The organism is Limosilactobacillus sp. WILCCON 0051, from assembly GCF_039955095.1.
GTDB classification, from domain to species: domain Bacteria; phylum Bacillota; class Bacilli; order Lactobacillales; family Lactobacillaceae; genus Limosilactobacillus; species Limosilactobacillus allomucosae.
The window spans coordinates 1,913,869-1,933,754 of sequence record NZ_CP154878.1 but is presented as its reverse complement, the minus strand read 5'-3'; the positions used below and the strand labels follow the sequence as shown (position 1 = coordinate 1,933,754).

17 protein-coding genes are annotated in these 19,886 nt (G+C 38.2%); 14 read left to right on the top strand and 3 right to left on the bottom strand.

What is annotated here, in order from left to right; genetic code table 11:
- Position 1: 1 nt before the first annotated feature.
- The 8 genes from ABC765_RS08955 to ABC765_RS08920 all read left to right on the top strand — a co-directional run bounded on the left by ABC765_RS08955 (position 2) and on the right by ABC765_RS08920 (position 10,774).
- Positions 2–1,057, top strand: coding sequence for a glycosyltransferase (locus ABC765_RS08955; protein WP_347980289.1), 1,056 nt, complete (start codon positions 2–4; stop codon positions 1,055–1,057).
- A complete protein-coding gene (locus tag ABC765_RS08950) occupies positions 1,054–2,169 on the top strand; it encodes an acyltransferase family protein (protein ID WP_347980288.1) in 1,116 nt (371 codons plus the stop codon). Before ABC765_RS08955 ends, ABC765_RS08950 begins: the two co-directional genes overlap by 4 nt.
- 317 nt (positions 2,170–2,486) lie before the next feature.
- The gene (locus ABC765_RS08945; protein WP_347980287.1) at positions 2,487–4,214 is read left to right on the top strand and encodes an N-acetylmuramoyl-L-alanine amidase; all 1,728 of its coding nucleotides are present in this window, start codon (positions 2,487–2,489) and stop codon (positions 4,212–4,214) included.
- A gap of 244 nt (positions 4,215–4,458) precedes the next feature.
- Positions 4,459–6,102: a glucosaminidase domain-containing protein gene (locus ABC765_RS08940; protein WP_347980286.1), complete on the top strand. Its 1,644-nt coding sequence runs from the start codon at positions 4,459–4,461 to the stop codon at positions 6,100–6,102.
- A 215-nt stretch (positions 6,103–6,317) separates the two neighbouring features.
- Positions 6,318–7,739 (top strand): NlpC/P60 family protein, encoded by a 1,422-nt coding sequence (locus tag ABC765_RS08935; RefSeq protein ID WP_347980946.1) that lies wholly within the window; start codon positions 6,318–6,320, stop codon positions 7,737–7,739.
- 120 nt (positions 7,740–7,859) lie between these two features.
- A complete protein-coding gene (locus tag ABC765_RS08930; RefSeq protein ID WP_347980285.1) occupies positions 7,860–8,648 on the top strand; it encodes a hypothetical protein in 789 nt (262 codons plus the stop codon).
- Between the two features lie 90 nt (positions 8,649–8,738).
- The gene (locus ABC765_RS08925) at positions 8,739–9,671 is read left to right on the top strand and encodes a glycosyltransferase family 2 protein (protein WP_347980284.1); all 933 of its coding nucleotides are present in this window, start codon (positions 8,739–8,741) and stop codon (positions 9,669–9,671) included.
- Positions 9,671–10,774 (top strand): AI-2E family transporter, encoded by a 1,104-nt coding sequence (locus ABC765_RS08920; protein ID WP_347980283.1) that lies wholly within the window; start codon positions 9,671–9,673, stop codon positions 10,772–10,774. Before ABC765_RS08925 ends, ABC765_RS08920 begins: the two co-directional genes overlap by 1 nt.
- A gap of 87 nt (positions 10,775–10,861) precedes the next feature.
- Here ABC765_RS08920 and istB read toward each other — a convergent pair whose 3' ends face one another.
- On the bottom strand, positions 10,862–11,614 hold the full coding sequence (istB, locus tag ABC765_RS08915) for an IS21-like element helper ATPase IstB (protein ID WP_347963826.1): 753 nt from the start codon (positions 11,612–11,614) through the stop codon (positions 10,862–10,864).
- 12 nt (positions 11,615–11,626) lie between these two features.
- Positions 11,627–12,118: a Mu transposase C-terminal domain-containing protein gene (locus tag ABC765_RS11030; protein ID WP_376752304.1), complete on the bottom strand. Its 492-nt coding sequence runs from the start codon at positions 12,116–12,118 to the stop codon at positions 11,627–11,629.
- 18 nt (positions 12,119–12,136) lie between these two features.
- Between ABC765_RS11030 and ABC765_RS08910 the strand changes: the two genes are divergently transcribed.
- From ABC765_RS08910 to ABC765_RS08900, 3 genes are all read left to right on the top strand, one after another.
- On the top strand, positions 12,137–12,310 hold the full coding sequence (locus ABC765_RS08910; protein WP_180304655.1) for a hypothetical protein: 174 nt from the start codon (positions 12,137–12,139) through the stop codon (positions 12,308–12,310).
- Positions 12,300–12,656 (top strand): IS66 family insertion sequence element accessory protein TnpB, encoded by a 357-nt coding sequence (tnpB, locus tag ABC765_RS08905; RefSeq protein WP_347963209.1) that lies wholly within the window; start codon positions 12,300–12,302, stop codon positions 12,654–12,656. Before ABC765_RS08910 ends, tnpB begins: the two co-directional genes overlap by 11 nt.
- Before the next feature lie 72 nt (positions 12,657–12,728).
- Complete coding sequence (locus tag ABC765_RS08900; protein WP_347963210.1) at positions 12,729–14,270, top strand: IS66 family transposase; 1,542 nt, start codon at positions 12,729–12,731, stop codon at positions 14,268–14,270.
- Positions 14,271–14,361: 91 nt separating this feature from the next.
- On the opposite strand, the gene istA is transcribed toward ABC765_RS08900, so the two are convergent.
- On the bottom strand, positions 14,362–15,162 hold the full coding sequence (istA, locus tag ABC765_RS08895; protein ID WP_347980282.1) for an IS21 family transposase: 801 nt from the start codon (positions 15,160–15,162) through the stop codon (positions 14,362–14,364).
- A gap of 197 nt (positions 15,163–15,359) precedes the next feature.
- Between istA and ABC765_RS08890 the strand changes: the two genes are divergently transcribed.
- Genes ABC765_RS08890 through ABC765_RS08880 form a run of 3 tightly spaced genes read left to right on the top strand, consistent with a single transcriptional unit; the run spans position 15,360 to position 19,862 of the window.
- Entirely contained in the window at positions 15,360–16,940 is a 1,581-nt protein-coding gene (locus ABC765_RS08890; protein WP_347980281.1) for a peptide chain release factor 3, read from the top strand.
- A gap of 9 nt (positions 16,941–16,949) precedes the next feature.
- Positions 16,950–18,869, top strand: a complete 1,920-nt coding sequence (locus ABC765_RS08885; protein ID WP_347980280.1) for a DUF6020 family protein — start codon at positions 16,950–16,952, stop codon at positions 18,867–18,869.
- 39 nt (positions 18,870–18,908) lie between these two features.
- Entirely contained in the window at positions 18,909–19,862 is a 954-nt protein-coding gene (locus ABC765_RS08880; RefSeq protein WP_347980279.1) for a glycosyltransferase family 2 protein, read from the top strand.
- Positions 19,863–19,886 lie beyond the last annotated feature (24 nt).

Here is a 19,886-nt window from a genome sequence, read left to right as displayed (position 1 = left end):
TATGAAATTGAATTTTGTTTGCCCAGAGCTATCTGGAAATGGTGGTACTGAAACAGTTTTAGTTAAAGCTTTAAATCATTTATCAAAAAATAATCAAATAAAGCTCTATTTAACTAGCATACCGGAAAATCGTGTATGGTTAAGTCAAATGAATCCTGATATCCTTATTAAGGAAGTTAAGAGAAATACCAAATTTGATAAAATGACATTGCTTTTAAAAACTTTTTTATCTGCTAAAAATGATGAATGCTTTGTTATTCTTGGTGCAACTATTATTAAATTAGCTGCTTTTGTTAGAAAAATATTTTTAAAAAAATGGCCTATTGTTTCATGGATACATTATTCTTTGATTAATCAAGATATATTTGATCCCAAAAATATTAAATTAGCTGACCGACATTGGGCAATAAGTACCCCTATTAAACACCAGCTTATGGATTTAGGGATTCCAGAGAGCAAAATCTATTTAATTTTAAATCCAGTTAGTCAATATAATGGTTCACTTAATATTTCTAATCAGTCTTCGATGCTTAGGCTGGTATATGTTGGGAAAATTATGCTGCATGGACAAAAGAATTTAATTGAGCTTTTCGATGGAGTTAGCAAATATCCTAAAGAAATACATGTTGATTTATTTGGAGCAGATAACAGCAATGGGGAAGTTTTTAATTATATAGAAAAATTAAAAATTACTGAGAAGTGTACTTTTCATGGTTGGCAGAAAAATCCTTGGAAAAAGATAATAAATGAGATTCATCCCAATGCCTTAGCTCTAACTTCAAAATATGAAGGATTGCCTATGGTAATGATTGAAGCTATGGAACGAGGAATTCCTTGCTTGGTTGCTGATTTTAGTGGTTATGAAGATGTACTAATTGAGAAAGTAAATGGCTTTGTCTATAGAAGTGATAGCACGTCTGATTTGGTAGATAAAATGCATTTATTAAAAGAAAATATTTTTTCTGCTGATTTAGTTCATAAAAGTGTAAAAAAGTTTGAGGACCCAGAATACTTTGAACGTTTGGATCAAGCGGTAAATGAGATTGGTGAATTATGATTAAAAAAAGAATTTTATGGATTGATTTGGCAAGAGCTATTGGGATGTTACTAATAATAATTGGACATATTCCAAATGCTTTTTCAGAATTTACGTATAATATGATTTATGCTGTTAACGTACCGCTATTTTTTATTCTGTCTGGTTATCTTTTTAGGGTCCAGCCATATGCAAAGCAGCTATATAAGTTATTTTACAATCTAATTCTCCCGTATCTATTTACTGGGGTTTTAATGCTTTTGATTAGTGAATTTGTAAACAATTTTTGGAGATATGGTGGATTGATTAGTGGTGGTAGTACTAAAGAAATGTTAGCAAAGATATTTTTTGCTGTTGGTACGAATACGAATATGTTAATGACTGGTTTTCATATGCCTTCAATCGGTGCAATATGGTTTTTACCAGCGCTTTTCTTTAGTTCTATAATTTATAATTTCCTGATGAAGACAATAGGCAAATATAAACAAGGTTTTTATATTGTCGGTGTTATTACGTTATTAATTTGTGCTTTAGGTTTTTTAATTACCAAAGATAATGCTACTATTATTTTGCCATGGTCTCTAAATGCTGCATTTATTGGGACCTTCTTTTTATGGATAGGGGCTTTAATTCATAGAAATTATTTTATAAAACGACACATGATTATTTTTTCTATATTAGGTTTGATAATATGGTTCTTTTCAAGCAAATTCGGTGCATTTTGGTTGAATCGAGCATATGCAGATAATCCTATAATAGCTGTTATTGGCGCTTGCGGTGGTTCTTATGCGATTATGGGGATTTGCTATGGCTTAGAAAAAATTACTGATGTAAATGGTTGGCACAGAGTTATGACATTAATTGCAATTTATGGAAAAGACTCATTAATTGTATTATGTGCACATATTCTCGACTTAAATCATACAATGAGCAGTTTTTATATCACTAGAGAATTTGCAAGTGTACCAACTATAGGTAATATGGTTCTGATACTATATCGAATTTCAATAACAGTAATAGCGATTATTTTATTTAGATTTTTACCAGTTTTTAAAAATATTTATTATAATCGGCAATACCCTTTCAAGTTTCAAAAAAAATTTACAAATGTAAATAGACAAGAGAAAAATTAGATATCTTATTAATCATGTTAAGAAAGTGATTAGAAGAATAACACATATTCCAACAATTATAAGGAACTCTTATATTGTATAATACGTGTTGCTACACGCGTTATGCTTACTATTTAATAACAAGCCCTTGCAGAAAAAACTTGAAGCTAAAATTACAAGTCTGTTTCAAAAATTATAGTTCTTTAACAAAAATAATGAATATTCAAATGGTGGTTATTTGTGTGTTAGTATGAACATTGATGTAAATTGTAATAAAAATTATAAATTATTAAAGATTTAGCGAACTTTAGTAGAGAAAGAGTAGGAAGATTTAAAATATGGATTTGCGGAAACACTATAAAATGTTTAAGAAGGGCAAGAAGTGGTGCTGTATGGCCTTGATGACCGTTGCAGTTGCTGCTGGAACGGTGATGGCAACACAAACGGCTAATGCGGATACAGCAGTTGAAACGGGCAATGCTGCAGTATCAACAACTTCTGAAGTTCCATCGGCCAGTGCAAACACTTCTGGTTCAGCTACATCTAGTGAGAGTGCAGCTTCGGCAATGTCAAGCACAACTATTACAAACCAGGCTAGTGCTTCCAGTACAGAAAATATAACTAGCGCTGTGAGCGAATCTGCAAATATTATCAGTCAACCTGTTGCAGATAATGCCAACAGCCAATCTTCTGTTGCAAGTACGGCTAATGATAGTGCAGCCAGTGAGTTAGAAATTACTGAAAGTACTAGTTCAGCATCAGTAAGCACAAACTCTGATACCGCTGTAAAAATGACCTCTACGGCTTCAGACAATGCTGAAAGTTCAGCTGCTAGTTCTGCAGTAGCTGATACTGAAAATGTAGTAATGACCTCATTAGCTGTTGCTGCACAAAAGGATGGCTTAGTAACTGAAAATGGCAATACTTATTATTATCAAAATGGTCAGCAATTAAAAAATTATTTTGCAACCATTAATGGTAAAACCTATTATTTCAAATCCGATGGGACAATGGCCAAAGATTATTTTTATAATAACTGGGGTCATACGTATTACTTCCAAAGCGATGGCTCTCGGATGGACAATAATTTCTACAATAACTGGGGTCATACGTATTACTTTGGTGATGGTGGCGTTCGCTTAGATGATGGATTCTATAATAATTGGGGTCATACTTACTACTTTGGTGATGGTGGCGTTCGCTTAGATGATGGATTCTATGGTAACTGGGGTCATATGTATTACTTTGGTGATGGTGGCGTTCGCTTAGATGATGGATTTTATAATAATTGGGGAAATACTTATTACTTTGGAAATGGTGGAGTTCGTTTAGATAATAGCTTTTACAATAATTGGGGGAATCTTTACTACTTTGGTTCAGATGGCTCATTACAAAAAAATAAGCAAGTTAGTGTTAATTTAACGAGATATTGGGCTAATAGTGATGGTGTTTTAACTCCCCAATTTGATAATGGGGTAAACCAATACATTATTAATAACCATATAGGTCATGCAAGCATTACATATTACAATGCTATTCCTGAAAATATTACGGGAACTTATTCCGGCACTAGCGATGGGAAGCCTAATATGATTGTTGTTCATGAAACTGCAAACCCTAATGACAATATCTGGGGTGAGATAAATTATGAAAAATCACATTATAATAGTGCCTTTGTTCACGCATTTGTAGATAATAATAGCATTATTCAAATTTCTGATACTGACCATGAGGCATGGGGAGCAGCCTATCCAGCTAATGGCCGCGCTGTTCAGTTTGAACAGGTCGAAGTATATGGAGGTTGGAATTTCGCCGCAGAACTTGTAAATGCTGCCTACTACACTGCCTATAAAATGAAACAGTATGGGATGTATCCAAGAATTGCTGATGGTGATTTGAGTGCTACTTTATGGTCGCATCATGATGTAAGTCGCTATTTAGGCGGTACTGATCATACTGACCCAGACAGTTACTGGTCAAATCGCGCTTGGACCAATTTTGGGACTGGTTATGGTATGTGGGATTTTACTATGTTGGTTAATTATGAATATGCATTGCTGCAGTAAATAAGATAACTCATATCTCTAAAGTTGATTGACCTTAGGGATATGAGTTTTTTTAAATTTATGAAGAAAATTAGAAGATAAAGTTACAAGGTTATTGCAAAAATTATTGTTCTTTAACAAAAACGATGAATAGTCACTTGACAGATAATTATGTGTTAGTATGAACAGTGTTATCGTAAAATAAAAATTAAAACTATTAAAATTTAGAAAACTTTAGTAACGGAAGGGTAGGAATATTTAGATCATGGATGTACGGAAACACTATAAGATGTTTAAGAAAGGCAAGAAGTGGTGCTGCATGGCTTTGACGACCGTTGCGGTTGTTGCTGGAACGGTGATGGCAACACAAACGGCTAATGCGGATACGGCAGGTGAAACGGATAACGCTGCAGTATCAACAACTTCTGAAGTTCCATCAGCCAGTGCAAACACTTCTGGTTCAGCTACATCTAGTGAGAGTGCAGCTTCGGCAATGTCAAGCACAACTATTACAAACCAGGCTAGTGCTTCCAGTACAGAAAATATAACTAGCGCTGTGAGCGAATCTGCAAATATTATCAGTCAACCTGTTGCAGATGATGCCAACAGTCAATCTTCTGTTGCAAATAAAGCTAATGATAGTGCAGCCAGCGTGTTAGAAATTGCCGAAAGTACTAGTTCAGCATCAGCAAGTACAAACTCTGATACCGCTGTAAAAGAGGCCTCTACTGTTTCAGACGATTCTGAGAGTTCAGCCGCTAGTTCTGCAGTAGCTGATACTGAAACTGTAGCAATGACTTCATTAGCTGTTGCTGCACAAAAGAATGGTTTGGTAACTGAAAATGGCAATACTTATTATTATCAAAATGGTCAGCAATTAAAAAATTATTTTGCAACCATTAATGGTAAAACCTATTATTTCAAATCCGATGGGACAATGGCCAAAGATTATTTTTATAATAACTGGGGTCATACGTATTACTTCCAAAGCGATGGCTCTCGGATGGACAATAATTTCTACAATAACTGGGGTCATACGTATTACTTTGGTGATGGTGGCGTTCGCTTAGATGATGGTTTTTATAATAACTGGGGTCATACGTACTATTTCCAAAAAGATGGTTCTCGTTTAGATGACGGCTTCTATAATAATTGGGGTCATACGTATTACTTTGGTGATGGTGGTGTTCGTCTAGATGATGGATTCTACACTAATTGGGGTCATACGTACTATTTCCAAAAAGATGGTTCTCGTTTAGATAATGGATTCTATACCAATTGGGGTAACGTCTACTACTTTGGTGATGGTGGTGTTCGTCTAGACAATAGTTTTTATACAAACTGGGGTAAAGTTTATTACTTTGGTGCAGATGGAGCACGTGTAACCAATACTACGATTAACCTTGGCTTTGGTAATCTGACCTTTGATGGAGATGGTGTTCTTTCTGATTCTAATTCATTTATTGGTAGTATCGTAAACGGTGCAATTCGTGGATGGACTCAATACAAAATTTTGCCATCACTAACACTTGCTCAAGCAATCCTTGAAAGTGGCTGGGGTAAATCGACTTTGGCTTCTCAATACCATAACTTATTTGGTATTAAGGGGTCCTATAATGGGCAATCCGTAACTATGGCAACCGCTGAATATATTAACGGAAGCTACATTACTGTAAATGCTGCTTTCCGAGCTTATCCTGACAATGACGCGAGTGTTGCTGATCATAGCTTATTCTTCATTCAAAATTCCCGTTATAGTAATTTGATTGGAGTGACTGATTCCAATACTGCAACGTACTTAGTTCGAGCAGATGGTTATGCAACAGATCCGTCATACACGACGTCATTAAGAAACATGATCAGTACTTATAATTTGACTCGTTTTGATCAAGTTGCTTTCCGTTTATAATTGATAAATTGTGAAGAAACGACTTTTGCCGAAAGATTTAAGCCGTTTCTTTTATTTTTACAATTATTACAGAAGCGTTTCAAAGATTATTGTTGATTAACAATCAACTGAAAATTCCCGATTATAGGATTTTTTATGGTAAGGTAATAATCGTTAATAAATTATTAGTGAAAATTAAATCTTTAAAAAAATCATGAAAGGACTTTTGTGTGATTATGGAAGCAAAGAAACACTTTAAATTGTTTAAGAAGGGTAAACAATGGTGTTGTATGGCAATTGCCACCACAACTGTAGCTTTGGGCGTTGCTGCGTTTAATGCTCAAAATATTAACGCTGATACAGTTAATGATGTGCAAACAACAGCTGTTGCTTCCACAAGCACGGAAATTCAAAGTGAAAGTGTCGCCGAACAATCTGGTGCAAGTGATGTAGCTTTATCAACTACTGATACTATTGCTGTCAGCGAAGCGAGTGGAGTAAATTCAACAGTTGCTAGTTCAGCTGCTGAAAGCAGTAATGAGAGTGCTCAAAGTAATGCCCCGGCTGCTTCTCAGAGTACCTCATCAAATAGCAGTGCAACTTTACCCGCTGCAAGTGCAGAAGCCTCTTCAGCTGCTGAAAATGTAGCGTCTGTTTCTTCCTCTGTAAATAAAGAAGTTGCTGACAGTGATGTAGCAATGACTACATTGTCTGCTCAAGCTGTTAAGAATGGTTTAGTTACCGAAAATGGCAATACTTACTATTATCAAAATGGTCAAGCGGTTAAGGATTATTTTTTGACGCAGAACGGTAACACCTATTACTTTACCGCTAATGGTACAATGGCCAAGAACTACTTCTACAGTAACTGGGGTCATATGTACTACTTCCAAAATGATGGTGCACGTTTAGACAATGGTTTTTATAGTAACTGGGGCCATACGTACTACTTCCAAGGCGATGGTGCACGTTTGGATAATGGATTCTACAACAATTGGGGCCACACATACTACTTCCAAGGCGATGGTGCACGTTTGGATAACGGATTCTACAACAATTGGGGCCACACATACTACTTCCAAGGCGATGGTGCACGTTTGGATAACGGATTCTACAACAACTGGGGCAATACGTATTACTTCCAAAGTGATGGTGCACGTTTAGATAACAGTCTTTATAGTAACTGGGGGAACCAGTATTACTTTGATGGTAATGGTGCCTTAGTAAAGAACACTAATATTACCGTCAATGGAGTTGCATATAAAGCAGCCAGTGATGGTGTTTTGACCTCTGTTAATGATGCAATCGTACAATTGGCTTTGAAACTTACCACAATGAATATTCCTTATGTTTGGGGTGGTGATTCATTGCAATGCATGGATTGTTCCGGTTTGGTTAAATATGTGATGTCACAGGTACGAGGCTTAAACCTTCCTCATAACACAATTGCTCAAGAGGGCTACTTAACTGCCCGTAAGGCGGTAAGCCAAGCACAGCCTGGCGATCTGCTTTTCTGGGGTAATGCAGGTGCATCATATCATGTCGCAATCTACATTGGCAATGGAAAATACGTTCACGCACCGCAACCTGGTGAATACGTAAAAGTTGGCTACATTAACTCATACTTTATGCCATCGTTTGCTGGTACGCTTCGTTAAATTTATTAGGCATTGGCATGACGGAAGAGTCTGCCAGTGCTTTTTATTATTGATTGCTGTTATCAATACTAGTATAATTCGATTATGAAATTGTCCGTTAAATTAAAGGAGATTATAAAAATGCATTTTAAGAAAGTATTGGCCACTGTTGCAACTTTTGGGTTAATGCTATCCTTAACTGCTTGTGGAAGCAAACAAACCGTTTCTACCAGCAGTTCAAGTAAATCAGCTAGCGTATCAGCAAAAACATCTGGATCATCATCTGCTAAATCTCAAGATAAAAAATATTCAGAAGCTCAATATGCAATGATGGCATATCTTAAGAGCGCAAAAAAAGAGGGTACTAATACTGGAAATCAATCAGTACAGATAACTACTAATAATAATTTAAGACGAAGAATAAGTGACAATCAAGAACAATATACGGTTACTAATACTGCAAAGAAGGTAACTGTTAAGTCTTCAGAAGCTTCCTATGTCTTTTCAAAAGATCAACTAACTAAGTCTTTACAGAAAAATATTGAAAATGTGAATGAATTACTGGATAAAAATAGTGATTCATCCGATAACTTAAGTTCTTCAACTTCATCATCAAAAGAAAGCAACGTTGCTGAATCTTCTAGTAGCAGTTCATCATCCAGCTCTTCGAGTGCGTCTTCATCATCAAGTAGTCAAAGTACCGCAAAGATGACAGCTGCCGATGCAAAGGCTATGCTTAAAGAACACGTCAGTGTTGAAAGAGAAAAAGCCGGTTTAAGTGGTCAATCAGTATCCGGGATGCCAACTGCTGATGATGTTGACGGTTTTACTATGAATCAAAACTCTGATGGAAATTGGACGGCAACAGGCATGATTAATGGGCAGACTGTAACCTATAGCATTACTCCGTCACAAGTATCGTCTAACTAATTAATAAAAACTAATGAGATAGTACATCATGGATTTCTTAAATTTCATGATGTACTATTTTATTAATAATTTAAGAAGGGACTTCTTAAAATGTCAAAATTATCAATTGTAGTTCCTTGCTACAACGAAGAAGAGTCAATTCCATTATTCTACCCAGCCGTAGAAAAAGTCGTCAACCAAATGAACGATTTACAAATTGAATATTGGTTTGTCAATGACGGTTCGTCAGATAACTCACTAGCCGAAATGCGCAAACTACACGAACAAAATCCAGAGCGCGTCCATTACGTTTCTTTTTCACGTAACTTTGGTAAAGAAGCCGGATTATACGCTGGATTACAAGCAGCCACTGGCGATTACGTCGTGGTAATGGACGTTGATTTACAAGACCCGCCAGAATTTTTGCCACAAATGTATGAATTGCTCCAAACGGGCGAATATGACTGTATCGGAACGCGTCGTGTCGATCGTACTGGCGAAGCCAAATTCAAGTCGTTTTTAAGCGATCAGTTTTATCACGTCATTAATCGTATCTCACAAACCAACATCGTTCCCGGTGCACGCGACTACCGGATGATGACACGGCAAATGGTTGATGCCGTTTTATCATTAAAAGAATATAACCGCTTTTCAAAAGGCATCTTCAGTTGGGTCGGATTTAAGACCAAATATCTGGACTATCATAACGTTGAACGAGTGGCCGGTGAAACTGACTGGTCAACTTGGAAATTGTTCAAATATGCAATGGACGGGATTACCGATTTTTCACAGGCACCACTTTCGATTGCGGTATGGTTAGGAACGACTTCATTCATACTTTCAATTATTGGCCTGTTGTTTGTTATTATCCGACGAATTGTGGAACCAAGCAGCAGTGTCTTTGGTTGGGCTTCATTGATCTGTATCATCCTGCTATTCGGGGGACTTCAATTGTTATGCATTGGAATTCTCGGCAAGTACATTGGTCGTGTCTACATGCAGGTCAAGCAACGACCAATCTATATTATTAAGGAAAAGAAATAATGATAAAACGAAAAAGTCTACTGTTTTGGTCAGCAGAACTATTAATTGTCGCGACTTTAATTTGGGTTTGTACTAAACTGGACTTTCTGTTTCATCCCATCATCGTCTTCATATCAGTAATCTTTGTACCACTGATCGTTTCAATCTTTTTATATTACATGACGAGTCCGGCCTTTCGCCTATTAATGAAGATTCGCTTAGGCAAATGGCAGATGAAACGTGGGATCGCCAGCATAGTGATCGTCTTGGGACTCTTGCTGCTGATTGTTGGTAGTCTCGCAGTTTTAATTCCACCAATGATCAAGGAACTTAATCAAATGATTCACTGGCTACCAAGTGCTACCAACGACATGCAGCATTGGCTCGCGCAAGCTTCTCAAAAACATGAATGGATTCGCAAGATCGACCTGGCAGACTATTATCAGCAATTCAACAAGCAGATTACCAAATACGCTGAAAAGCTGTTGGCGGGTCTAACCAGCAGCGTTGGCTCAATCATCGGCACGATTACCAGTGCAGTGGTCGTGATCGTAACCGTGCCAGTCATGCTTTTTTATATGCTGAAAGATGGCGATCGCTTTGTACCAAACATTCAGCGATTCTTTTCTGAAAAGCATGCCAAAGAGGTTACGGAACTGCTGCATCAGATGAATAAGACGCTTTCTTCATACATCTCTGGACAGATGATTGAATGTATCTGTGTTGGAATTGGTACCTGTATTGGCTATCTGATCATTGGCGAACCAATGGCAATCGTTTTAGGCCTGGTAGCTGGGATCACCAATATCATTCCTTATATCGGGCCATATATTGGCATTGCACCGGCTTTAATCGTTGCTTTGGCAGTTGATCCGCAGAAAATCATCTGGGTTATTGTGGTAGTGATCGTCGTTCAACAGATTGATGGTAATATCATCTATCCAAATATTATTGGCAAGAGCCTGCAAATCCATCCATTGACGATTATCATTTTACTGTTGGCCGCTGGCAATATCGCCGGGTTACTAGGGATGATTTTATGCGTGCCACTGTATGCGGTAGTCAAAACAATGGTTGATTACTTCATGACGATTTATCGCTTGGAAAAAAATGACGCAAAATAAGGATTAGAAAGCTTGTTTGCAGCAAGTGTCAAGGGCAATTAAAAATTGTACAAAAATGGCAATTTGAAAATGTACAATTATGGCAGTTTAAGATGGCGATTTATGGTTAGTCGCCGATTTCAATCTATATGACTTGCCTGCAATTTTAATGATATGTGACTTATAGACCAGGCGATCCAAAATGGTTTCTGCCGCGGCCGGATTATGTAGAATTTCTCCCCATCCAGATAGTGGTACGTTAGTTGTGATGATTGTTGAATGCTGCTCATACCGATTGTTAACGAGTTGAAACAATAAGTTCGCATCATCTGGCTTCATCGGTAAATAACCAATCTCATCGATGATTAACAGCTCGTAATTTGAGTATCTCTTCATCTGCCTTTCCAGAGTTCCTTTACTGTCGGCCGTTCTTAAAGCCAGTAGAAGGTCATGGCAATTGATAAATAGGGTCTTAAAGCCATGTTCACACGCTATCAGCCCTAAGCCAATCGCTAGGTGCGTTTTGCCGACTCCTGGACTGCCAACTAGTAAAATATTTTGGTGATTGTTTAAGAAGCCTAACGATTTAAGCCCCAGAATCTCCTGTTTATTGATTGAAGGCTGGAAGTTAAAGTCGAATTCATCAATCCTTTTGACGATCGGAAACTTTGCTTGCTGGATTCGCTTTTTGATTTCTTGATCACGTCGGTATTGCAGCTCACTTTCGGTTAATTTTAATAATGCTTCACCGAAACTGAGTCGCTGTTGATCGACCTCCGTACTATAATTTTGATAATTTTCACTGAAATTGTTTAATTTTAATTGTGCTAAATTTGAGATAAGCTGTTCATAGTCTGTCATAAATTCAACTCCTTACAGACAATCGTATGCTTTAAGATTCTCGCTCATATACTTATTGAGCTCGTCTTCTGAGCGGTCCTTAAAAAGATCCGTCTTTAAAATTGCTTTGTAATCATCCTCGTTATAGTTGAATTGCTTATCGGTTAGGTTATGAGATCTAATTTCCACTCCCATATAATAAATTTTGATACTTTTATTGGTGGGACTTAGTTTAATTTCAACTGTTTTTCCTATATACTTAGGGTCAACGGAGTACTGATTCTTCCTGAACATAATCATTGAATCTTTCGATACTTTTCGAGTCTGCACGCTGTTAAAGTATCTATCGATGTCATCGTTTAGGGGATTGAGGCACTCCTTTTCTTTTTGCCATAATTCCTTCGGAATTTTATGCGTGCTCTGAGATTCCTCTAAATTCAAATCTCGACAGATCTCATCGTAAGCACACCATAACAACACGTATTCCAACCGCCACACGGACCTTCTATACTTGAGGAAACTCATATATAGGAGGTCTTTTTGATGGCTCAAAATGAAATCGTTGAAGTCAGCGCCACTTCAAACGACCGCAAGACTAACCGGCGCGTGCTCGTAGCCTCACTTTCGATTCAGAAGGTGCGGCTTAACATCTATCAAGACGCGGATCCCGCAATGATTGAAAACCTGATTAAACTCCTCGTTGATCATGCTAGTTAATTGGACCCAGCCAAAGCATGTTTTCATCGTCTGCGGCAAAACCGACCTGCGCAAAGGCATTGATGGCTTAGCTGCAGTGGTCGCTGAAAACTATGATCTGGATCTGTTTGATGATTCCCTATTTCTCTTCTGCGGTACGCGGAATGATCGGTTTAAGGGACTCTATTGGGACGGTGAAGGATTCATCTTGCTTTATAAACGTTTTGAAAATGGTGGTCTGCGCTGGCCACGGCATCGCAATGATGCCGTCCAGTTAAGCCGACGCCAAATCAAGCAGCTTTTGGAAGGCATCTCTCCGTTGCCTGTTAAGCGAGTTAAACCCGCGCCAAATGGGCATTTATATTGATTTTAGTCTGTTAATTTCCTAACGTTTCTGATATGCTTAATAGCATTCAGAAGCGTTAGGAGGTGACGAACTATGGCTCAAGCACAACAGCCCAAGAATCTTGAAGAAGCCTTGCAGGTCATTCAGCAATTGTCTGAAGTGATTCAGCAACAAAACGAGCTGATCAATCAGTTGAAGGTAGCCCTTCAGCTTCAACAGCATCGCCAATTCGCAAAAAAAAATGAGTCTTTAAACCCAGATCAGCTCTCTTTATTTGAAGAGAAGCAGGTTGAAGCAACTGATAGCGAAGAACCTTCAGATGCGGCGGTAGAAAAGCGAGAATCCAGTCGTCACCCTAAGCCAAAGAAAAGCAACAGCCGGAAAGAAAATCTGGATAGTCTGCCACAGGAGAACTGTGAATACGACCTGGATGATAAAACTTGTCCTGACTGTCATCAAGAAATGAAGCAGATTGGCCGCCGATTGGCAAGTCGCGAAGCGGTATACGTTCCAGCACATACCGTTTGTAGGAACGTTTATGCGAAGACATACAAGTGTCAGCATTGTCATCCCAACGGTGGCGATAAGCTGGTTACGGCCAAGACGCCGAGTCCGCTGTTTAATCACAGCTATATCTCAAGCAGCATCCTGGCAACGATTGCGGCTAACAAATTTGATTTGGCTGTGCCGTTTAATCGTCAGGAACGCATGTGGCAAGCAGCTAATCTTGAATTGGATTCCAAGCAAATGGCAAATGCGGTGATTAAAGGTGCCAGGCGGTTTTTAAAACCATTGAGCGACGTTCTTGTCAGCCAATTGCGACAAGAGAAAGTTGTTCATATGGATGAGACTCCTTTTCAAGTGCTCGACAGCGGGAAAAGCAAGTCCTTTTTCTGGGCTTTGCGAACACCGAAGGAGTTCGCAAAACATCAGATAGCCTACTTTCACTATGCGCCGACTCGTTCAGGAAAAGTCATCAGTGACGTACTGACTCCTGACTATACGGGAGCGGTTATGTGTGACGGCTATCGTGGCTACGGCCAAGAGCAGCTGCCCAAAGCAACGTTTGGCAGCTGTCTCATACATATTCGCCGACCATTTATTGAATTGGTCAAAGGCCTCACGTTAAAGAATAATGCCCAGGCAACGCAAGCCGTAAAGCTGCTTAGCCGAGTGTTTCATAAGGAAAATAACTTGAGGTATAAAACGCCGGCTGAGAAAAAAGCGCAGCGACGAAAACTGGTCAAGCCACTGTTGGATGCCTTCTATCGCTTTATTGAAGGGATTGCTTATCCGATGCATAAGCTGAAAGACGCAGTCAAAAACGCCTTGAAACTTAAGGATCGTGTATATCAGATCTTTGAGATTGGCGAGCTGCCGTTAAGCAATAACTCGGTTGAGCAGAGCATCCGACCGTCGACCATCATTCGCAAAAACAGCCTGTTTGCGAAGTCCACGGCCGGTGCGGAAGCCAATGCGATCTTCTATACGATCGTTCAAACGGCCAAACTAAATAATCTGGATGTCTTCAAATATCTGAAATTGATCTTTGAAGCCTACACGCGCTCTCAGAACCTGGATCTGAAGGCTTATTTGCCATGGAATCCAACCGTTCAGCAGATTTGCGGCAAATAAAATCACTAGGATAATGAAATGGGGCATCTCGCCAAGCAGCGAGATGCCTCATTTTTTCGTGTATTTTTCAACCCATACCATTATGGTGTGCTTACATCTCATCAACGATGCCATCAAGTTCCTTTAAAGTTTTAAATTCACCATCGTAAGGAGCTAGTCGGCTAGTTGTTCTCGCTAGAGATTCCACAACGCCCTTTGTTTGTGGCCTGTATGGCTGACAGGCAATCGCCTTAAATCCAGCATCTTTGCTAAATGAAAGAAATTTTTCGTTGAATTTAACATGTCCAGGATAACTGGAATGATGGTCTACAACCGTTGCCATATTATCAAACCAAATTTCTTTTGGAACGCCATTAGTGTATTGAAACGCCTTGTAAAGCATCTCAAACAGCGTATCTTGGCTTTTGTCCATTGTTAGACTAATAAACTTTAACTTTGAGTAAGGCAGTACGTATAGAAAAATGTTGAATGTGTGTACCTTCCCATACTTATCACGTAGTTTGACTTCCTCCTTCCAGTCTACTTGAGCGCTAAGGCCAATCGTATGAGTAACTCTAATCGTCGCCTTCTTTATCTCCTCCTGTTTATAGTTTCGGCAGAACGTTTTTACTAACGTATAGCCGCCTGTATATCCTTTCTTTTGAATGAACCGGTAGATTGCCATGGCCGTGCAGCCAGCTTCGTATTTGAGCTTGACGATCTCTTTAAAGTCGTCGAGCTTTCCATGAATGTTTCTTTTCTTTCTTACAACCTCCTTAACTTGACCCGCTTTATCATATAAAGTTTTAGCCGTTCTTCGATCAACGCCATACTGTCTGGCAATCTGACTAAAGTTTGGTTTGATGTCCTCCTTCACGAAGAATCGCATCCTTTCAAAAATATCTTTTCTCATGTATACATCACCTCTAATTTTTTAAGTGAGTATACAAAAAAATGTACGAAAATGTACAATTTGAGATTGCCATTTTCATACATTTTAAGACTGCCATCGACAGCAAGCTCCTAATCCTTTTTAAATGCCGTGGCTAATAGACTTTACACCATATTTGTAATACTATAGATAGGATAATTCTCGAAAGGAACATAAAAATGACTGATTCAAAAAAATTGGCAGAAGCCGTTAACAAGCGCCGGACGTTTGCGATTATCTCGCACCCCGATGCTGGAAAAACGACAATTACTGAACAGCTGCTTTTATTTGGGGGCGTCGTCCGCGAAGCTGGGACTGTTAAAGGACGCGGCAGCAGCAATTTTGCCAAGTCTGACTGGATGGAAATTGAAAAAAAGCGTGGGATTTCCGTTACCAGTTCTGTAATGCAGTTTGACTACCAGGGCAAGCGGATTAATATTCTGGATACACCAGGGCACGAAGACTTCTCTGAAGATACTTACCGAACTTTGATGGCCGTTGACTCTGCCGTCATGGTAATTGATGGTGCCAAGGGTATCGAACCACAAACCAAAAAGCTGTTCCAAATTTGTAAGATGCGGGGAATTCCGATTTTCACGTTCATCAACAAGTTTGACCGCGATGCCCGCGAACCATTGGATCTGTTAAACGAAATCGAAGACGTGCTGGGAATCGAAACCTACCCAATGGACTGGCCAATTGGGATGGGACGGCAATTTATGGGTGTTTATGATCGTTATAATCATCGAGTTGCCCTTTCCCACCCACAGGATCCTGCCAACCCTTATCTGCCATTAGATGAAGATGGTCAGGTCATTGGTGAAAACCCATTGGCTGGTGAAGGTGAATGGAAAGACGCCTTAGATGGAATGGAACTGATTGAAATGGCTGGCAGCAAGCTTGATGAAGAAAAGATCGCTAAGGGGGATCAAACACCTGTCTTCTTTGGTTCAGCTCTGACCAACTTTGGGGTTAAGACTTTCCTGGAAACCTACTTAAAATTTGCCCCAGCCCCTTCGGCACACAAGACAGAAGACGGTAAATCAATCGATCCACTTGCACCCGAGTTTTCTGGCTTCATCTTTAAGATTCAAGCTAACATGAATCCTAAGCACCGTGACCGGATTGCTTTTGTACGGATTTGTTCTGGTGAATTTACCCGGGGCATGGACGTTACCTTGGAGCGGACTAAAAAGCCGATTCGTCTGTCAAACGTGACCGAGTTTATGGCCAATACGCGTGAAAACGTTGAGAATGCCGTTGCCGGTGATATTATCGGGCTTTACGATACCGGAAACTTCCAAATCGGTGATTCAATCTACACTGGTAAACAAGACATCAAGTTTGAGAAACTGCCTCAATTTACACCAGAACTGTTCGTCCGCGTAACGCCAAAGAACGTTATGAAGCAAAAATCATTCCATAAAGGGATTAACCAGTTGGTACAAGAAGGGGCTGTCCAGCTCTATACTGGCTATAACTCCAACGACTACATTTTGGGAGCTGTAGGTCAATTGCAGTTCGAAGTGTTCAAGTTCCGGATGCAAAACGAATATAATTCCGAAGTTATTATGGAACCACTGGGTAGTAAGACAGCACGCTGGGTTGATCCAGAACAGCTTGATCCTAAGATGGCTTCTTCACGGAATATGCTGGTTAAAGATCGTTATGGCGCTCCACTATTCTTGTTTGAAAACCAATTTGCGGAAAACTGGTTCAAGCAGAAGTATCCAGATGTTAAACTGACGGCGAAACTCTAGGAGACCATAATGTCTAAAGCAAAATCACAATTTTTAAATATTGTATGGCTATTCATTGGTACAGGAATGCTAGTCAGTTATCCTACTCCATTAAGTAGTGACAACAGACTACTAAGCACAAACTCCTATACAGTGATTATGGTGGCTTTATGGCTAGCTGTTATTTACTACCTATCAAAGGAATGGATAATCAAGGTAACTAAAATTGATGTTATAGGTGGAGTTATTTTATCATTTTTCTATAATTTCACATTTATGATCAGTGCTGGCTTAGACGATAGCAATAGAGGACTAACATTGGTCGGAACATACTATCTTAATCATAGCTTTTTAGATTGTATGTTTTCGATCCTTGCCATGCTAAGTTGGGCATTTGTGCTTACCTATACAATTGCAACGCTTCGAACTTATTGTACTAGTAAACTTCAATTAAAAGAAACATACAGCAGTCCTCATCTTTTTAAAATATTCGGATGTATGATGCTCATATGGTCTCTTACGATTATTACCTATTATCCTGGTCAGATTAGCTGGGATGCTTTAAGACAGTTTTGCGAGTTTGAAGGGCGTCACCTATCATCTTTACATTTCACATATGTTCCTACGAACCATCAACCATGGTTTGTAACTTTAATCTTTGGATCACTGTTTAAAATTGGTCAGAAATTAGTTAACACAAATTTTGGTGTATTTACGGTAGTTCTATTTCAAACGATTATAACAGGCATTATCTATTCAATCGCTACTTCGTTCGTTTGGAAAAAGATTGGCAAAATAGGCGGAATACTGACCTTTATTTTATTTGCATCCCCCGTCTTTAGTACTTATGCAATAACAATCGATAAAAGTACGATCTATTATGCATTATGTGTTGCATATTATCTTGTCTTTTTGAAATTACTGGACAGCATAAAACAAGGCGTTAATTCATCTTATGAATACTTATTATATTTGATCGTATCGTTTTTCTTTTCTGAATTTAGGAATGACTCAAAATATATCGTCATCATAACAACAACTGTATTGATTGGATATGCACTTGTTCAACATCAAAAAGTACGTTATTTAATTGCTGCTACGGTTACATTATTTATTTTGCTGTTTGGTTGGAACAGTTATTTAAATTATAAAAATGTAATTCCGGGGGCGATGAGTGAACCGTTAACGCTGCCAGCTCGTCAATTAAGTTATATATACCTTAACGATAAGAAAAGCCTTTCTAAACAAGAAATAGACACAATCAACAGAGTAACTCCAGTAAAAGAGCTTAGAACAAATTATGACGTGAATTCTGGAGATAATCTAAAAAACCTTTTCCCTATGAACACTTTTCTAAATGGGGAAACGATAATCAATGATGTCGTAAATCATAAGATTACTTTGAGAACTACACAAACTCAAAAAAAAGAAGTCAAAAATTATCTAAAGGTATGGATTATTCAAGGCCTCAAGCATCCAGTAAAGTATGTTGAGGTATATTTGGCTGCTAATAGTAAGTACTTTAATCCATTTTTTGGTCTTCCAGGTAAAGATAATTCACTATTTTTAAATTATTTTCCTAATTATGGAGACTTCCTATCGCCAACTTGGTATTCAAAGTATCACCCTATTTTTTCTACTAAAATTCATAATCATATGCAATCTCTTTTAGATGCCTTTCTTGCAATTCCACTTATTTCCATTGTCATAAATGTTGGTTTCCCATTCTGGTCAATGTTAATTTTAGTCATCATAATTTTGTCAATTACAAGTAAAAAGAAACCATTACTTTTAATTTCTATAATTCCGCTTATACTCATGATTCTTTTATATACTGTTACACCAATAAATGGTTATTCAAGATACGTTATTGGTACTACTGCTGTCTTACCAGTGGTCACAGCATATATTTTAAAGAATATTCATCAAAGAAATAAAAAGAACATATAATAAATATTATCTATAATTTAAGGAGAAAATTATTAAATAATGGACAACTTAGCTGTTTTAATTCCTTGCTACAACGAAAGTCAGACAATCACTAAAGTTGTTAAGGATTGTCAAAACGCCATTAAAGATATCCCAAATTCAGCGGTGTATGTATATGACAATAACTCTTCTGATAACACCGCTGAATTAGCTCGTGAAGCGGGTGCTTGTGTCCGCTATGAATATAAGCAAGGTAAAGGAAATGCCATTCGTCGCATGTTTCGTGAGATTGATGCTAAATGCTATATCATGATTGATGGTGATGATACGTATCCTGCTGAAGAAATCCCCAAAATGGCACGATATGTGTTAGAAGAAAACTATGATATGGTTATTGGTGATCGACTTAGTTCAAGTTATTTTGAAGAAAACAAACGTCCTTTCCATGGCATTGGTAATAAAATGGTTCGTGGCAGCATCAACTTTTTCTTTAAAAATGATATTAAAGACATCATGACTGGCTATCGGGCCTTTAGCTATGAATTCGTTAAAACCTACCCCGTGCTGTCAAAAGGATTTGAGATTGAAACAGAAATGAGTATTTTTGCAATCGTTAATAACATGGCAATGAAAAACCATGTCATCGATTATCGAGATCGTCCTGAAGGAAGTACCTCCAAACTAAATACGTATTCTGATGGGTTTAAAGTATTAAAACTTATTTTTACTCTTTATCGGAATTACAAGCCATTAAGATTTTTTGGAACCTTGGCTTGCTTGTTGTTAATCCTATCATTAGCTTTCTTCATTCCGGATGTCTGGCTTCCTTATCGCGTAACAGGCAAGGTTTTACATTTTCCAACTTTAATCGTTTGTGGATTTTGTGCTATCGCTGGAATTCTATCTTTTTATAGTGGCTTGATTCTTGATGCTATTCAGCGCAAAGAACACCGAGAATTCGAATTTAGATTACGGCAAGTTCATCAAATAAAAATTCAATTAAGTAATCACTAGAAAAATTTTAGAATCATAATTAGA

Excerpts from the sequence above, each read along its gene's own strand:
- ABC765_RS11030 (WP_376752304.1), bottom strand. The coding sequence starts at position 12,118 with ATGAGTTTCCTCAAGTATAGAAGGTCCGTGTGGCGGTTGGAATACGTG.
- ABC765_RS08890 (WP_347980281.1), top strand. The coding sequence starts at position 15,360 with ATGACTGATTCAAAAAAATTGGCAGAAGCCGTTAACAAGCGCCGGACG.
- ABC765_RS08955 (WP_347980289.1), top strand. The coding sequence starts at position 2 with ATGAAATTGAATTTTGTTTGCCCAGAGCTATCTGGAAATGGTGGTACT.
- ABC765_RS08910 (WP_180304655.1), top strand. The coding sequence starts at position 12,137 with ATGGCTCAAAATGAAATCGTTGAAGTCAGCGCCACTTCAAACGACCGC.
- tnpB (WP_347963209.1), top strand. The coding sequence starts at position 12,300 with ATGCTAGTTAATTGGACCCAGCCAAAGCATGTTTTCATCGTCTGCGGC.
- ABC765_RS08940 (WP_347980286.1), top strand. The coding sequence starts at position 4,459 with ATGGATGTACGGAAACACTATAAGATGTTTAAGAAAGGCAAGAAGTGG.
- ABC765_RS08950 (WP_347980288.1), top strand. The coding sequence starts at position 1,054 with ATGATTAAAAAAAGAATTTTATGGATTGATTTGGCAAGAGCTATTGGG.
- istA (WP_347980282.1), bottom strand. The coding sequence starts at position 15,162 with ATGAGAAAAGATATTTTTGAAAGGATGCGATTCTTCGTGAAGGAGGAC.
- ABC765_RS08885 (WP_347980280.1), top strand. The coding sequence starts at position 16,950 with ATGTCTAAAGCAAAATCACAATTTTTAAATATTGTATGGCTATTCATT.
- ABC765_RS08945 (WP_347980287.1), top strand. The coding sequence starts at position 2,487 with ATGGATTTGCGGAAACACTATAAAATGTTTAAGAAGGGCAAGAAGTGG.
- ABC765_RS08880 (WP_347980279.1), top strand. The coding sequence starts at position 18,909 with ATGGACAACTTAGCTGTTTTAATTCCTTGCTACAACGAAAGTCAGACA.
- ABC765_RS08920 (WP_347980283.1), top strand. The coding sequence starts at position 9,671 with ATGATAAAACGAAAAAGTCTACTGTTTTGGTCAGCAGAACTATTAATT.
- ABC765_RS08930 (WP_347980285.1), top strand. The coding sequence starts at position 7,860 with ATGCATTTTAAGAAAGTATTGGCCACTGTTGCAACTTTTGGGTTAATG.
- istB (WP_347963826.1), bottom strand. The coding sequence starts at position 11,614 with ATGACAGACTATGAACAGCTTATCTCAAATTTAGCACAATTAAAATTA.
- ABC765_RS08900 (WP_347963210.1), top strand. The coding sequence starts at position 12,729 with ATGGCTCAAGCACAACAGCCCAAGAATCTTGAAGAAGCCTTGCAGGTC.
- ABC765_RS08935 (WP_347980946.1), top strand. The coding sequence starts at position 6,318 with ATGGAAGCAAAGAAACACTTTAAATTGTTTAAGAAGGGTAAACAATGG.
- ABC765_RS08925 (WP_347980284.1), top strand. The coding sequence starts at position 8,739 with ATGTCAAAATTATCAATTGTAGTTCCTTGCTACAACGAAGAAGAGTCA.